The organism is Sphingomonas sp. Leaf23, assembly GCF_001421585.1.
Lineage (GTDB): Bacteria > Pseudomonadota > Alphaproteobacteria > Sphingomonadales > Sphingomonadaceae > Sphingomonas.
This window is the reverse complement of record NZ_LMKR01000002.1, coordinates 520,518-535,857: the sequence shown is the minus strand read 5'-3', so window position 1 is coordinate 535,857 and position 15,340 is coordinate 520,518. Positions and strand designations below refer to the sequence as shown.

Annotated in this window: 15 protein-coding genes; 8 read left to right on the top strand and 7 right to left on the bottom strand. The window is 68.6% G+C overall.

The genetic code is table 11. The features are described from left to right. The first annotated feature begins 66 nt into the window (after positions 1 to 66). Together ASE67_RS06360 and ASE67_RS06355 are read left to right on the top strand one after the other, a co-directional pair. Entirely contained in the window at positions 67 to 1,185 is a 1,119-nt protein-coding gene (locus ASE67_RS06360; RefSeq protein ID WP_156348528.1) for a histidine kinase dimerization/phosphoacceptor domain -containing protein, read from the top strand. Beyond that, the gene (locus tag ASE67_RS06355) at positions 1,178 to 1,582 is read left to right on the top strand and encodes a response regulator (protein WP_055758012.1); all 405 of its coding nucleotides are present in this window, start codon (positions 1,178 to 1,180) and stop codon (positions 1,580 to 1,582) included. Before ASE67_RS06360 ends, ASE67_RS06355 begins: the two co-directional genes overlap by 8 nt. On the opposite strand, the gene recF is transcribed toward ASE67_RS06355, so the two are convergent. After that, positions 1,579 to 2,646 (bottom strand): DNA replication/repair protein RecF, encoded by a 1,068-nt coding sequence (recF, locus tag ASE67_RS06350; protein WP_055758008.1) that lies wholly within the window; start codon positions 2,644 to 2,646, stop codon positions 1,579 to 1,581. The genes ASE67_RS06355 and recF overlap by 4 nt on opposite strands. A gap of 128 nt (positions 2,647 to 2,774) precedes the next feature. Between recF and ASE67_RS06345 the strand changes: the two genes are divergently transcribed. After that, positions 2,775 to 3,116: a hypothetical protein gene (locus ASE67_RS06345; protein WP_055758004.1), complete on the top strand. Its 342-nt coding sequence runs from the start codon at positions 2,775 to 2,777 to the stop codon at positions 3,114 to 3,116. A gap of 62 nt (positions 3,117 to 3,178) precedes the next feature. Here ASE67_RS06345 and ASE67_RS06340 read toward each other — a convergent pair whose 3' ends face one another. Next, a complete protein-coding gene (locus ASE67_RS06340; protein WP_055758001.1) occupies positions 3,179 to 3,928 on the bottom strand; it encodes a Coq4 family protein in 750 nt (249 codons plus the stop codon). Positions 3,929 to 3,995: 67 nt separating this feature from the next. Next, the gene (locus ASE67_RS06335; RefSeq protein WP_055757998.1) at positions 3,996 to 4,232 is read right to left on the bottom strand and encodes a hypothetical protein; all 237 of its coding nucleotides are present in this window, start codon (positions 4,230 to 4,232) and stop codon (positions 3,996 to 3,998) included. Between the two features lie 94 nt (positions 4,233 to 4,326). On the opposite strand from ASE67_RS06335, the gene ASE67_RS06330 reads away from it, so the two are divergent. From ASE67_RS06330 to ASE67_RS06310, 5 genes are all read left to right on the top strand, one after another. After that, on the top strand, positions 4,327 to 6,144 hold the full coding sequence (locus ASE67_RS06330; RefSeq protein ID WP_200922177.1) for an ABCB family ABC transporter ATP-binding protein/permease: 1,818 nt from the start codon (positions 4,327 to 4,329) through the stop codon (positions 6,142 to 6,144). Positions 6,145 to 6,216: 72 nt separating this feature from the next. Beyond that, complete coding sequence (locus ASE67_RS06325; RefSeq protein ID WP_055757990.1) at positions 6,217 to 7,158, top strand: alpha/beta fold hydrolase; 942 nt, start codon at positions 6,217 to 6,219, stop codon at positions 7,156 to 7,158. 115 nt (positions 7,159 to 7,273) lie between these two features. Further along, positions 7,274 to 9,043 (top strand): DNA helicase RecQ, encoded by a 1,770-nt coding sequence (gene recQ, locus ASE67_RS06320; protein WP_055757987.1) that lies wholly within the window; start codon positions 7,274 to 7,276, stop codon positions 9,041 to 9,043. A 12-nt stretch (positions 9,044 to 9,055) separates the two neighbouring features. Next, on the top strand, positions 9,056 to 9,484 hold the full coding sequence (locus ASE67_RS06315; protein ID WP_055757984.1) for a TIGR01244 family sulfur transferase: 429 nt from the start codon (positions 9,056 to 9,058) through the stop codon (positions 9,482 to 9,484). Positions 9,485 to 9,710: 226 nt separating this feature from the next. Continuing rightward, a complete protein-coding gene (locus ASE67_RS06310) occupies positions 9,711 to 10,004 on the top strand; it encodes a hypothetical protein (protein ID WP_055757981.1) in 294 nt (97 codons plus the stop codon). A 260-nt stretch (positions 10,005 to 10,264) separates the two neighbouring features. Here the strand turns inward: ASE67_RS06310 and topA are convergent, their stop codons facing one another. The 4 genes from topA to plsY all read right to left on the bottom strand — a co-directional run bounded on the left by topA (position 10,265) and on the right by plsY (position 15,250). Beyond that, on the bottom strand, positions 10,265 to 12,850 hold the full coding sequence (gene topA / locus ASE67_RS06305; protein ID WP_055757978.1) for a type I DNA topoisomerase: 2,586 nt from the start codon (positions 12,848 to 12,850) through the stop codon (positions 10,265 to 10,267). A 105-nt stretch (positions 12,851 to 12,955) separates the two neighbouring features. After that, positions 12,956 to 13,597, bottom strand: a complete 642-nt coding sequence (locus tag ASE67_RS06300) for a hypothetical protein (RefSeq protein ID WP_055757975.1) — start codon at positions 13,595 to 13,597, stop codon at positions 12,956 to 12,958. Next, positions 13,597 to 14,691, bottom strand: a complete 1,095-nt coding sequence (gene dprA / locus ASE67_RS06295) for a DNA-processing protein DprA (protein ID WP_055757972.1) — start codon at positions 14,689 to 14,691, stop codon at positions 13,597 to 13,599. The genes ASE67_RS06300 and dprA overlap by 1 nt, the downstream gene beginning before the upstream one ends. After that, positions 14,684 to 15,250 (bottom strand): glycerol-3-phosphate 1-O-acyltransferase PlsY, encoded by a 567-nt coding sequence (gene plsY, locus ASE67_RS06290; protein WP_082457024.1) that lies wholly within the window; start codon positions 15,248 to 15,250, stop codon positions 14,684 to 14,686. The genes dprA and plsY overlap by 8 nt, the downstream gene beginning before the upstream one ends. Between the last annotated feature and the right edge of the window lie 90 nt (positions 15,251 to 15,340).

Genomic DNA, 15,340 nt, shown 5'->3' with positions numbered 1-15,340 from the left:
GTATGCCGCCCCGGCCAACGTAGTTTGAAGGTGGTAACACCCGTCCGGACGCCCTACACCGTGGCGATGACCGACCCTGCCCCGGCCGGCGCACGCCCGAACGATGCGTCACCCGCAAACCCCGTGGTCGATGCCTTGCCCCGTCGCCAGCTCTATCTGTTGGGGGAAGCGGCCGACCGCCTGCTTGCCGCCGAAGACCCGGCGCGGATGGTCGACGACCTGTTCACGCTGATCGCCGACGAACTGCGGCTCGACGTCTTCTTCAACTACCGGATCGATGGCGACGAACTGGTGCTGGAAACCCATGGCGGGCTGACGCCGGGCGAGGCAACGGCGTTCGACCGGCTGGCGATGGGACAGGCGGTGTGCGGCTGCGTCGCGCGCGATCGCCGGCCGATCACCGCCTTCGGTGTGCAGACATCGGACGACCCGATGGCGCAATTCGTCCGCGGCCTGGGCGTCGACGCCTATGTCTGCACGCCGCTGATGCACGGATCGACGCTGCTCGGCACGCTCAGCTTCGGGCGGCGCTGGACCGACCGGTTCGACGCCGACGAACTCGCCTTCATCCGCACCGTCTGCCACTATGTCGCGCTCGCCAAGCATCGCCTGCGGATCGAGGCAGAGCTGCGCGCCGGGATCGCATCGCGCGAACGGTTGCTCGCCGAACTCAACCACCGCGTCCGCAACGCGCTGCAGACCGCCGTCGCCGTCGTCCGGCTGGGCGCGGCCGATACGGTGGACGATTCGGCACGCACCGCCCTGGCCGTCGCCGCTGCCCGGCTGGAGGTGCTGGCCACCGCGCATCGCCCGCTCTACGCGACCGACAGCCCCAGCCGGATCGACATCGCAGCGCTGATCGACTCGCTGGTCGAGCGTAGCGACGACGAACCGGTCGAGATCACGGTCAGCGGCACGGTGGCGCTGCCGCTCGAACAGGCCGCTGCCATCGCGCTGCTGACCCACGCCCTCGTCACCGCCGAACCCGATGCAGTGACTGCCATCACGATCGCGCGGCTGCCGGAAGCCCTCAGCATCATACTGACCGGCCCGGCCATGGGGCAGGCGAACCCGGTGCTGGACGACAGCCGCCTCGTGCGCGGGCTGGCGCGACAGCTGCGCGCGACCATCCTGCGCGATGGCGAACGGCTGACGCTCAGTGTAGCCGGCCGCGACGATGGCTGATCGTTCACGCATCCTGCTGGTCGAGGACGAAGCGCTGGTCGCGATGCTGGTGGAGGACGCGCTGGTCCTGCACGGCCATGTCGTCACCGGCATCGCCGACACCCGCGCCGACGCGCTGGCACTCGCCGCTGCCGACCCGCCCGACCTTGCGCTGTGCGACGTCCGGCTGGCGCGCGGCGATTGCGGGCGCGGGATCGCCGCGACGCTGGCCGAACAGGGCATCCCCTGCCTGTTCCTCAGCGGCAACTGCCCTGATGTCGCAGACCACCCGCTGATCCTCGGCTGCGTGGCGAAACCGTTCCACACCGCCGCGATCGGCCCGGTGATCGACGCCGCGCTGGCCCGGTTGCGCGGCGATACGGCGGCACGGACACCCGGCGAGCTACGCTTCTACTAATCCCGCTCGATCCGTCCGCCTTCGACATGATAGCGGGTGGCATCGGCCGGCATGTCGCTGAACAGCGCCGCCTCGGTCCCCGTCAGCCACACCTGCCCTGCCCCCGCCGCCCGCGCGAACAGCGCCGCGCGGCGGGCGGGGTCGAGATGCGCGGCCACTTCGTCGAGCAGCAGGACCGGCCGCCGCCCGGCACGCTCCGCGACCAGTTCGGCATGCGCCAGCACCAGCCCCAGCAACAGCGCCTTCTGCTCGCCGGTCGAACAGCGCGCCGCCGCCATGCCGCGGTCGCGGTCGGTGACGATCAGGTCGACGCGGTGCGGCCCACTCAGCGCCCGCCCCGCCGCCGCATCGCGCGCGCGCCCCGCCGCCAGTTCGCGGGCGAACAGCCCCGCATCGCCATGCCACCCCTCCAGCGACAAGGCGGCGCGTGGGAAATCGGTTGCGGGCAGCGCCGCGATCCGCGCGTCCAGCATCGCCACCGCCTCCGCCCGCGCCGCGCCAAGCGCCAGCCCGTGCTCGACCATCCGCGCCTCCAGCGCCGACAGCCAGTCGGGATCGGGCATCGCGTCCTCCGCCAGCAACCGGTTGCGCTGCCGCATCGCCGCGTCATAGCGCGTCGCCTGCGTCGCGTGCGCCGGGTTCAGCGCCAGCGTCATCCGGTCGAGGAACCGGCGCCGCTCGCCCGCCGGCTCGACGAACAGCCGGTCCATCGCCGGTGTCAGCCACAGCACCGACAGCCATTCGGCCAGCGCCGTTGCCGCCGCACCCGCACCGTTCACCCGCACGATCCGCCGTTCGGGCGCACTCGGCTGGGTTCCCGTCCCGATCCGCACGTCGTCGGTCAGGTCGGCGGCGACGCCGAAGCCGCCCGCCCCGCCCTCGCGCGCCATGTCGGACAACGGCGCACGGCGCAGCCCCCGGCCCGGTGCCAGTAGCGACACCGCCTCCAGCACATTGGTCTTGCCCGCGCCATTGGGCCCGCTCAGCACGACGAAGCCGCCACCCGGTTCGATGGTGCCGCCCGCATGGTTGCGAAAATCGGTCAGGGTCAGGCGGGTGAGCATGTGCGCGTGACCGTTAGCGGCGCGAGCGCCCGCGCGAAACCCTCCGGCCGCACGGTGGTTTGTTATACAAACGCAACTTTCCGGCGCTTCGCGAATTGGGAAGGTTCGACTTACGACAGGAATCGCCGATGCCCCGTTTCGTCCTGATGGCCGCCGCCGCGTTCGCACTCACTGCCTGCGGCTCGCAAAGCCCCGAGCAGCAGCGTGCGGAACAGCTGCGCGACCAGGCCGATGCCGAGGCCGACGCGATCGAAGCCGCCGCCGAGAACCAGACTGCGCAGATGAAGGTCGAGGCGGAAGGGCTGGTCAATCAGGCCGGGCAGGCCGGCGGCTATGATGCCGAACGGCTGAAGGTCCGCGCCGACGCGATCCGCGAAGAATCCAAGCTGGTCGAACAGCAGGCCGAAGCACGCGCCAAGGCCGTGCGCGACCGCGGCGAAGCGCAGGCCAGCGCCGCGCTGGCAAAGTAACAAGTACTTACAATCAACCGTCACCCCGGGTTTGACCCGGGGTGACATCGTAAGCAGCCGTCCTAAATCCCCGCCAGCCCCAGCTCGCGCAACCTTGCCTGCGCCGCGTGATACGCCACCGGCTCGGCGATATTGAGCCGCCGCCGCGCGACGTCGAGCGGTTCGGCCAGCAGCGCCTCATAATCCTGGGCATGCAGCCATTTCGCCCGTCGCCCATGGCGATACCCCTCCCACACCGCTTTCGCGAACGCCCGCTCGCCGGTGATGCGTAGCGATTTCAATGCCGCGCCAAGGCCGATCGCGGCCCAACCCAGCCCGCCGGTCTGCGCATAGGAAAAGGCGACGAGGCACGCTTCGCCCAGATGCTCTTCGGCGGTGTAGCCGGTCAGGATGTGCCAGATGTCGTGGACGTCGCGCTCGCGCCGGCCGAACCACGCGACCGGATGTGCTGCGTCCTGCCACCCTTCGCCATCGGCGTAGCTGATATCGGCCAGCCCCTGCGCCGAAAAGCCGGTGCGGTCGAGGAACGCGCGATATTGCGCGCCGACGCTGCCATCGGGCAGCGCATCGACCCACGCCCGGTCGGAAAACCGCCGTGCCAGCTCGATATGGTCATAGGCGATGCGCCCGCCGCCCGGCTCCTGCAGCAGGCGCGCATAGTTGCGGTGGCTGGTATCGGCGTTCAGCGCGCGCATGATGCGGAACACCTGTACCGTGTCGTTGCCATCGGCAAGCAACCGCCGAAGCGCCGCCCATGCCGCACCCCAGTCGCGACGCAGCGGCTGCAATGTCTCGATTCCCTGCGTCGCCATGCCCGCCTCCGCTACTTACATCCATGTAAGTATTCCGGCGGTGCGATGGCGTCAAGTCGCCGGGCGATCAGCCCGCCTTGGGCTTGGAACGCGGCGCATTGTTCACGACGAACTGCCCACCACGCTCGCACGACGCACTGATGACCGGGAAGGACAGGTCGGTGTTGCTGGCAAGAATGGCCGGCATCGCCGCCTGGCATTCGGCGACCGAAGTATAGCTGGCCGGAGCAACCCGCTCCCGCGTGCAGGTCGCGCCATCGTCGCCGCAACCCAGGATCGTCATGACATAGACCAACGGTGCCATTTTCCGTCTCCTCGATGGTTTCAATACATTCCACCGCAGCTTGTTCCGACGAAGCGTTGCCTATCCACGCCAGCCTCCCCAAATGGCGCTTGCCATGCCGCCTGAAACCCATTCCGCCTCCGGTCCGACCCGGCCGATGCTGGCGACGCTCCGTCGCTTCCTCCCCTATCTCTGGCCCGCCGATGCGCCGGGGCTGAAGGTGCGCATCGTCGCGGCGCTGTTGCTGGTCGTCGCGTCGAAGCTGGTGCAGGTCTATGGCGCGCCGTTCGCGCTGCAGGGCGCGATCGACACCATGGCGGCGGGATCGCGCGACGCGCTATGGCTGGTGGTCGCGCTGGTCGCGGGCTATGCCGCCGCGCGCTTCGGCGGCACGCTGTTCGACAATCTGCGCAACGTCGTGTTCGAACGCGTCGGACAGGATGCGACGCGGCGGCTGGCGGCATCCGTCTTCCGCCACCTCCATGCCCTGTCGCTGCGCTTCCACCTCGAACGGCGTACCGGCGCGGTGACGAAGGTGGTCGAACGGGGCACCAAAAGCATCGACACGATGCTGTATTTCCTGCTGTTCAACATCGCGCCGACCATCCTCGAACTGACCCTGGTCCTGTCGATCTTCGGCACGCGGTTCGGCGCGTGGCTGGTCGGCGGCACGGTGGCGATGGTCGTGTTCTACATCGCCTTCACCCGCTGGGTCACCGACTGGCGTTCGGCCTTGCGCGAACGGATGAACGACCTCGACACCGGCGCGGTCGCGCATGCGGTTGATTCGTTGCTGAACTTCGAAACCGTCAAATATTTCGGCGCAGAGGAGCGCGAGGCAGAGCGCTACGATCGCGCCATCGCCGGCTATGCCGATGCCGCGGTAAAGTCCGAAAACTCACTGGCGCTGCTGAATATCGGGCAGGCGCTCATCACTGCGCTGATGCTGGGCGGCGGCATGGCGCTGATCGTGTTCGGATGGAGCAGCGGGCGGTTCACGCCGGGTGACGTCGTGCTGGTGTCGACGCTGCTGACGCAGCTCTTCCGCCCGCTCGACCTGCTCGGCATGGTCTATCGCACCGTGCGGCAGGGCGTGGTCGACATGGGGGCGATGTTCGACCTGATCGACGCGCCGGCCGAGATCGTCGATGCCCCCGACGCCCCGCCGCTCAGCGTGCGCGAAGGCCATGTCCGCTTCGAAAATGTCGGCTTCGGCTATGGCGACGGGCGGCAGATCCTGAACGGGATCGACCTCGACATTCCGCCGGGCACCACGCTGGCGGTCGTCGGCCCGTCGGGCGCGGGCAAGTCGACGCTCGCCCGGCTGCTGTTCCGCTTCTACGATCCCACCGCCGGGCGGATCACGATCGACGGACAGGATATCGCGCAGGTCGCGCAAGGCTCGCTGCGCAGCGCGATCGGCATCGTGCCCCAGGATACCGTGCTGTTCAACGACACCATCGGCTACAACATCGCCTATGGCCGCGCCGGGGCCAGCGCTGACGACATTGCCGAGGCAGCACGCGGTGCATCGATCGCGCCGTTCATCGCCAGCCTGCCCGAAGGCTACGCCACCCGTGTCGGCGAACGCGGTCTGAAGCTGTCGGGTGGTGAGAAACAGCGCGTGGCGATTGCCCGCACGTTGCTGAAGAACCCGCCGGTCCTGATCCTCGACGAAGCGACCAGCGCGCTCGACAGCCGTACCGAGGCCGACATCCTCGACACGCTGGAGGCGATCGAGCGGGGCCGCACCACCATCGTCATCGCCCACCGCCTGTCGACCGTGGTCCATGCCGACCGCATCGTCGTGCTGGAGGGCGGGCGCGTCGCCGAAAGCGGGTCGCACGCCGACCTGCTGCGCCTGGGCGGCACCTATGCCGAAATGTGGGCGCGCCAGGCCGACGAGCGCGAGGCGGCACTGGCCGAGGCGTAGGGGTTTCATCATCGCCCATGGACACTCCGCCGCGCTGGCGCGTATCCCCCGCGCATTGCGGGAGGAACGCGCATGAAGGATTCCCTGAAGAAGGCGGCGGTGACGACCGCGCTGGTCGGCGGCGGGCTGGCGCTCTGGACGGCACTGGCCGCCAGCGCGGCGGAGGCACTGGTCCCGGCGGACGGCGAATTTGTCGATGTGCCCGGCGCCCGGCTGCATTATGTCGATACCGGCGGCGACGGCCCGGCGATCGTGCTGCTGCACGGCATCTATGGCCAGCTGCGCAACTTCACCTATGCGCTGACCGACCAGCTGCGGGACCACCGGCTGATCGTCGTTGACCGCCCGGGCTGGGGCCATTCCAGCGTCGAGGGCGACCATCCGACGATCGAGACGCAGGCGCGGATGATCGCCGACCTGATCGATGCGCTGGGCCTCGACCGTCCGCTGCTGGTCGGCCATTCGATGGGCGGCGCGGTCGCGCTGGCGATGGCGCTGAACCAGCCGGCGAAGATTCGCGGCCTCGCCCTCATCGCCCCGCTGACGCAACGGATGACCGCCGCCCCCCCGATCTTTCGTGGCAAGGCGCCACCCGCCGCGGTGCGCGGGCTGGCCGCATGGACGATCGGCGTGCCGCTGACCACGCTGACCGGCCCTGCCGTGTCGAAACAGGTATTCGCGCCTGATGCCGTGCCGCTCGACTTCGGCACGCGCGGCGGCGGGCTCGTCGCGCTGCGCCCGTCGAGCTTCCAGGCCGGCGCCGCCGAGCTGACCGACGCCAACCGCGCGCTGGCGACGATGGTACCGCGCTATGGCGCGATCAAGCTGCCGGTCGCGATCCTCTATGGCCGGGACGATGAATTGCTCGATCCGGTCAGCCAGGGCGACGTGACCGCCGGCGAAATTCCCGGCGCGAAACTGACCAAGATCGGCGGCGGGCATATGATCCCGGTCACCCATCCGGCCGAAACGGCGGCATGGCTGCGCACGGCGGCAGCGGTGGGAACGCAGTAGACCCGGCCCCACCGATACGCGTCCCCCCGGCACAGGCTTGGGCGACGCGTATCGCTGGTTCGACGATATCCTCCCCCCCTCGACGCGCCTGCCCCGCATCCCTAGGTGGGACCCGATGGTGCTCGACCCGATCCCCGTATTGCAATCGACCTTCGGCTTTCCCGACTTTCGCGGGGTGCAGCGGCAGGTCGTCGACCGGGTGCTGGCCGGGCAGCGCACACTGGCGGTGATGCCGACCGGTGCGGGCAAGTCGCTGACCTACCAGCTGCCGGCACAAATGCTGCCGGGCACCTGTGTCGTCGTTTCCCCGCTGATCGCGCTGATGCATGACCAGCTGCGCGCTGCCACCGCCGTCGGCATCCGCGCCGCGACGCTGACCAGCGCCGACGACAACCGTGCGGAAACGCGCGGCCGCTTCCTCGATGGCGAACTCGACCTGCTTTACGTCGCACCCGAACGCGCCTCGGGCAGCGATTTCCGCGAGCTGCTTTCGCGCGGCAACCTGTCGCTGTTCGCGATCGACGAGGCGCATTGCGTCAGCGAATGGGGCCACGACTTCCGCCCCGATTACCGCCTGCTGCGCCCACTGTTCGACCAGTTTCCCGAGGTGCCCCGCCTTGCGCTGACGGCGACGGCGGACGCGCATACCCGCGCCGATATCCTCGAACAGCTGGGCATCCCGCACGAAGGGCTGATCGTCGCCGGGTTCGACCGGCCCAACATCCGCTACCACATCACCCCGCGCGACCAGGGCACGCGCCAGATCGCCGACGTGATTGCCGCGACCCCCGGCCCCGGCATCGTCTATGTCCAGTCACGCGCCGGCACGGAGCGGCTGGCGGAGGCGCTGGCGAAGACCGGCCGCCCGGTACGCGTCTATCACGCCGGGCTCGACCCTGCCGTCCGCCAGCGCAACCAGCATGAATTCGTCGCGTCCGAAGACATGGTGATGGTCGCCACCATCGCGTTCGGCATGGGCATCGACAAGCCCGACGTCCGCTTCGTCGCACATGCCGGACTGCCGAAATCGATCGAGGCCTATTATCAGGAAACCGGCCGTGCGGGCCGCGACGGCGATCCGGCGGTCGCGCACCTGTTCTGGGGCGCCGACGACTTTGCCCGCGCGCGCCAGCGGATCGGCGAGGTCGAACCCGCCCGCCAGCCGGGCGAGCGCCAGCGGCTGAATGCGCTGGGCGCGCTGGTCGAAACCGCCGGATGCCGCCGCGCCATCCTGCTGAAGCATTTCGGCGAGTCGCCGCCCGAATTCTGCGGGAATTGCGACAATTGCCTGACCCCGCCCAATGCGGTCGACGCGACGCAGGTCGCGCAGAAATATCTCTCGGCCGTATTCCGCACCGGCATGATGTTCGGCGCGACCTATATCGAACAGGTGCTGACCGGCCAGTCGACCGAGCGCAGCATGACCAATGGCCATGAAAACCTGTCGGTGTGGAGCATCGTCGAGGGCGACGAACTGGCGCTCCTGAAACCCGTCGGCCGCGCGCTGCAATTGCGCGATGCGCTGCGTGCGAACGAGCATGGCGGGCTGGAATTCGGCCCTGCCGCACGCGGGCTGCTGAAGGGCGGCGACACGCTGTCGCTGATCGTGCCGCCCAAGCGCGAACGGCGGCGCGGTCGTGGCGGCACGTCGACGACGCCCAACCCGACCGGCGACCCGCTGTTCGAGGCACTGCGCGCCAAGCGCCGCGAACTGGCGCAGGAAGCCGGCGTGCCGCCCTATGTCATCTTCCACGATTCGGTCCTGCGCGAGATGGCCAGCGACCGTCCGCAGACGATCGGCGGCATGCGCCAGATCACCGGTGTGGGGGAGAAGAAGCTGCAAGCCTATGGCGACGCATTCCTGAGCGTCATCCAGCAACACTAAGCTCCTCCCCCCATGCAAATCCGCCGTATCGACGACCGCATTTCGGTCAGCCCGCAGATCACCGCCGACGACGTTGCGACGCTGAAGGCGCAAGGCTTCACCACCATCGTCAACAACCGCCCCGATGGCGAGGAAGCGGGCCAGCCGGCGGGCGATGCCATTGCGGACGCGGCGGCGGCGGCGGGCCTCGCCTATCACGCCATCCCGATCACCCATGCCGGGTTCAGCCACCCGCAGCTGGACGCTATGGCCAAAATCCTCGGCGAAACCGACGGCCCGATCCTCGCCTATTGCCGGTCGGGCACGCGGTCGTGCAATCTCTGGGCGCTGGCCAGCGCCAAGCAGGGCGGCGATCCCGCGACGCTGGTCGCGGCGGGCAGCGCGGCGGGATATGACCTGTCGGGCATCCGCCCCACGCTGGACGCGCTGTCGCAGGGCTGAGACGCCACCGGCCATGCGGACTCCCCCCAAAATGGGGGCCCGTTGCCCGAACCCCGGCAACGACGCGGCCCCAGCATGGGGAGTCCACGGGAGGATAAGCGACACTTTCGGCGACATGCTTAATCGACGGTACGTTAACGCACTGAACCCATTCGGTTTTCCGCGTTAACCAAATCACAACCCCATTGCCGGCAATCTCTTGCCTGTACAAATGGGGGTTCGAAACATGGGCATTGGACAGAAAGGCGCCCGCTTCCTCTCGGAAAGCCGGGTGGAAGACGCAGGCGCAAACAACAGCACGGCGTGGTTCGATCTCGGCATCTGCTATTCCAGCGGGTCCGGCGGGACAGGGATCGACCTGGTCGAGGCGCATAAATGGTTCAACCTCGCCGCCATGTCGGGCGTCGAGGCGGCACAGGCATGGCGCGCCGAAATCGCGTGCGACATGACCCCGCGCCAGATCGCCGACGCGCAAAAGGCGGCACGGGCATTCCTGCAGGGCGGCGCGCGGGCGCACTGACCGGCGACGCCGACGGGTCCGGTGGCGTTGCGCCGCCGGGGGCAGAACCCGTTGGCGAGTGACAACGGCCGATCAATTCTCTTCCGTCACCCCGGACTTGATCCGGGGTCCCGCTTCTCCGCAACCACGGTTGGGCCCCAGGTCCATCGTCCTCGTGCGTCATTCCCGCGCAGGCGGGAATCCATTACCGCCAACGCCGGGGCATGATCCGCGACGCTGGCGCATATGGACTCCCGCCTTCGCGGGAGTGACGATTGGTATCAGCTACTCTTCGCTGCCGGTTTCTTCGCCGGTGCCTTCTTGGCAGGCGCCTTCTTCGCCGCGCCGTCCTTGGCCGCCGCCGCCTTCTTCGGCGCAGCCTTCTTCGCGGCCGGCTTCTTCTTGCCCTTGGCCGGGGCCGCCGCCGCGCGATCGTCGATCAGCTGCGCGGCTTCCTCCAGCGTCAGTGCATTCGGTTCGACCGACTTCGGGATCGTCGCGTTGGTCGTGCCGTCGGTGACGTACGGGCCATAGCGGCCTTCCATCAGCTTGATCTCCAGCTCGGTACGCGGGTGGTTGCCCAGCACCTTCAGCGGCTCCTTTGCCGCCCCGCGCGCCGCGCGTCCGCCGCCCGCCGCCGCTTCGGCCAGCTTGACGACCGCCGCATTCATGCCGGTTTCGAACACGTCCGCCGTCGACTGCAACCGCGCATATTTGCCGGCATGCTTGAGATACGGGCCATAGCGCCCGATCGCCGCCTCGATCGGCTCGCCCGTTTCCGGGTGGTTGCCGATGGTTCGCGGCAGGCTCAGCAGCTTCAGCGCCCATTCGAGGTTCAGCTCGCCGATATCCTTCGGGATCGACGCGCGCTTGGCCTCCTTGCCCTCGCCCAGCTGGATGTACGGCCCGAAGCGCCCCGACTTGCGTTCGACCTCCAGCCCCGTCTCCGGGTCCTTGCCCAGCCCTTCCGGCCCGGCATCGCCGCTCTCCTCGCCGCCCGGCTGCGCGAAGCGACGGGTGTACTTGCACTCCGGGTAGTTGGAGCAGGCGATGAACGCACCGAACTTGCCACCGCGCAGCGCAAGGCGCCCCTCGCCGCAATTCGGGCACAGGCGCGGATCGGTGCCATCGGCCTTTTCGGGGAACAGGTATGATCCGAGGAACTGGTCCAGCTCGGCGGTGATCGCGCTCGGCTGCTGTTCCATCACCTCCGACGTGCGCGGCTTGAAATCGCGCCAGAACGCCTCGAGCACCGCCTGCCATTCGGCCCGGCCACCCGACACGTCGTCCAGCTCCTCCTCCAGCTCGGCGGTAAAGTCGTAGCCGACATATTTCTCGAAGAAGCGTTCGAGGAACGCTGTCAGCAACCGCCCGGTTTCCTCGGCGAAAAACCGGTTCTTTTCGACGCGGACGTACCCGCGATCCTTCAGCACCTGGATAATCGAGGCATAGGTCGACGGGCGACCGATCCCCAATTCCTCCAGCCGCTTGACCAGCGACGCTTCCGAAAAACGCGGCGGCGGCTGGGTGAAATGCTGCTCGGCGACGACGTCCTTCTTGGTCGGGCTGTCGCCCGAGCGCAGCAGCGGCAAGCGGCGCGAATCCTCGTCCGCCGCATCGTCGCGGCCTTCCTCGTACAGCGCGAGGTATCCGGGGAACAACACGACCTGACCAGTCGCGCGCAGGCCGGTCTGCCCGGTCTGGTCCTCCAGCTCGACCGCCGTGCGCTCCATCCGCGCCGACGCCATCTGGCTGGCCAGCGCCCGCTTCCAGATCAGGTCGTATAGCCGGCCATGATCGCCAGAGCCCGCGCGGTCCTTCGAAAAATCGGTAGGGCGGATCGCCTCGTGCGCTTCCTGCGCATTCTTGGCCTTGGTCTGGTATTGCCGCGGCTTGTCGGGGACATAGCTGCCGTCATAGCGGTTCGCGATCGCCCCGCGCGCGGCATCGATCGCCGACCCGTCCATCTGCACGCCGTCGGTCCTCATGTAGGTGATCGCGCCATCTTCGTAGAGCGACTGCGCGATCCGCATCGTGTGGCTGGCCGAAAAGCCCAGCTTGCGCGCGGCCTCCTGTTGCAGCGTCGACGTGGTGAAGGGCGGCGGCGGGTTGCGCGTCGCAGGCTTCGTCTCGACATTGACCACGGTGAAGCGGCCATCGACCACCGCCGCCTTCGCGACCTCCGCCGATCCGGCATCGCCCAGCGACAGGCGGTCGAGCTTCTTGCCCTTGAGCTTAACGAGGCGCGCATCGAACGGCGTGCCGTCGGCCTCCATCTTCGCGATGACCGACCAATATTCCTGCGCGATGAACGTCTCGATCTCGCGCTCGCGCTCGACCAGCAGGCGCAGCGCCACTGACTGCACGCGCCCCGCCGACTTGGCCCCCGGCAGCTTGCGCCACAGCACCGGCGACAGCGTGAAGCCCACCAGATAATCGAGCGCCCGGCGCGCCCGGTACGCGTCGATCAGGTCGGTATCCAACTCGCGCGGGGCCTTCATCGCCGCCAGGATCGCCGGCTTGGTGATCGCGTTGAACGTGACCCGCTCGACCTCTTTGGGCAGCGCGCGGCGCTTCTTCAGCACCTCCTGCACATGCCAGCTGATCGCCTCGCCCTCGCGATCAGGGTCGGTTGCGAGGATCAGTCGGTCGGCGGTCTTCGCCAGATCAGTGATCGCCTTGAGCTGCTTCGTCTTGTCGGCGTACGTCTCCCAATCCATCGCGAAGCCGTCGTCGGGGTTCACCGACCCGTCCTTCGGCGGCAGGTCGCGAACGTGACCATAGGAGGCGAGGACGCGGTAATCCGACCCCAGATATTTTTCGATGGTCTTCGCCTTGGCGGGCGATTCGACGATGACGAGCTGCATGATGTGGCGGTCGGTCCTTGTGCGTACGCGTACGAGAGTGGGGAGCGCCGGGGGGTGGCGTCAAGTCGGTGCTAAGCGGAACATGTTACGACATGGCCTGTCCGATCAGGCAAATACCGCCTCGACCGGTTCGGGCTGCACCGCACGATAGGTCGCGATGGCCATGTACCAGCCCGCGAGCTGCGAAATGGTCGATGCGAAATTGATCACGAACGACATACCGGGCGATATGATGTCCGCTTCGGGCAACGCGATCGAAGCGACAAGGGCGGCGATGCTCGGTGCATAGAGTGCCACGACTGCTAGAATGATCGGCACCAGCAAGGGTCGGGTGCGGGCAGCACTGGCGGCCATCGCCTCGGACGGTGTGGTCTTTTCGGCAAACAGTATCGGCACTGCGGCGAGCCACCGCGCCAACAACCAGATGCCCGGCAGGATCAGCAGGACGAAACCCAGCGCGGTGGCGAGGTTGGACACGAGGTTCAGCAGGAACAGACCACTGACGTCGCCCGACGCATCCTTCGCCAACAGGCCGCCCGCCCGCATCGCACGGCGGGTCAAAACATAGTGCAGCACGAACGAGGCGATCGATGCGGCGAAGAAGGAAAGGGGCATTATTCCCGCCCCGCCCAGATCACCCCACATGCCGAGGGCGATGAGCGGCACGAGCCCAACCACCGCCGCAACCGGGTCGCGCCGAAGCTCGACCGCCGTACCGCGCAACAATTCCACTGCGTCCCCGATCATCATCCCCCCAGACTGACCCGCCCGCCCGCGTGACGCTCCAGCCGCCCGGCCAGCTCGAGTTCGAGCAGCACCGTCTGCACCACCGGCGTCGCGCATCCCGATTGCCGCACCAGTTCGTCGACCGCCACCGGCACCGGCCCCAGCAACCCCGTGATCCGCGCCCGCTCCGCCTCGCTGGCATCCGCCGCCGCCGGTTCGGGGCGATAGGCACCGCCGGGCGAGCGCACCGCGCGCGCATCGATCGGGCGCAGCATTTCCGCCACGTCGGCCGCGTTCTGCACCAATGTCGCGCCTTCGCGGATCAGCGCGTTGCACCCCTGCGCCCGCGGGTCGAGCGGCGATCCGGGCACCGCCATCACCTCGCGCCCCGCCTCGCCCGCCAGTCGCGCGGTGATGAGCGAGCCGGAACGCGGTGCGGCCTCCACGACCACCGTGCCCAGCGCCAGCCCGGCAATGATCCGGTTGCGCGAGGGGAAATGGCGGGCGAGCGGCTGCGTCCCCGGCGGCTGTTCGGCGACCAGCAGCCCGCGCGTCGCCACCTCTTCCTGCAGCCCCGCATTTTCCGGTGGGAACACGACGTCGATCCCGCTGGCGATAACGCCGATCGTGGCGTGGCCGATCGCGCCCTGATGCACCGCCGTATCGATCCCCCGCGCCAGCCCCGACACCACGCAAAAGCCCGCCGCGCCCAGTTCCTCGGCCAGCCCGCGCGCAAAGCGGCACGCCGCCGCCGAGGCATTGCGCGCCCCCACCATTGCCACCATCGGCCGCTTCAACAGGTCGAGGTCGCCGCGCACGATCAGCGCCGGCGGCGCGCTGTCGATTTCCGCCAGCAAGGCCGGATAGTCGGGATCGCCGAGCAGCAGATAGCGCCCGCCCAGCCCCCGCACGGTCGCGATCTCGCGCCGCACCACGGCTTCGTCGGCCAGCACCGGCGCGCGCCCGCCGCCCCGCGCCGCCAGCGTCGGCAGCGCCTCGATCGCCGCCACCGCATCGCCGTACCGCTCGATCAGCGCGCGAAACGTGACCGGCCCGATATTGGCCGACCGGATCAGCCGCAACGCCGCGAACCGCGCGGCCTGCGGTTCAGTCACGCTTGCGGCCGATCCTCGGCTCGGTCCCCGCGATCAGTCGCGCGATATTCTCGCGGTGCTTCCACAACACGATCAGCGCGAGGCCAAGGAACAGCACGGCTAGGTCGAGCCGCCCCAGCGCCGCTGCCGCGATCGGCGCGGCCACCGCCGCCGCCATCCCCGCGACCGAGGAGATGCGGATCGTCCCCAGCAGCCCCAGCCAGACGATGGCATAGACGAGGCCCGCGATCGGGCTGAGTGCCACCACGACGCCCATCATCGTCGCCACGCCCTTGCCGCCACGAAACCGCAGCCACAGCGGGTAACAATGGCCGACGAACGCCGCCGCACCCGCGACCAGTTCCTCGCCCGGAAACAGCGCCGCCACGACCCACACCGCCGCCGCGCCCTTCAGCAGGTCGAGCAGCAGCGTCGCCGCCGCCAGCCCCTTGCGCCCGGTGCGCAGCACGTTGGTCGCGCCGATATTGCCCGATCCGATGGCGCGCAGATCGCCTGCCCCGGCGATCCGCGTGAGCAAGATGCCCCACGGGATCGAACCGAGCAGATAGCCGATCAGCAATGCCGCCACCGGCGGGAACCAGAGAATGTCGCTCGGCAGGATCGCCCCCGTTACTTGCCGTCTGTGATGGTCAGGGTAAGGGGTTCGGCG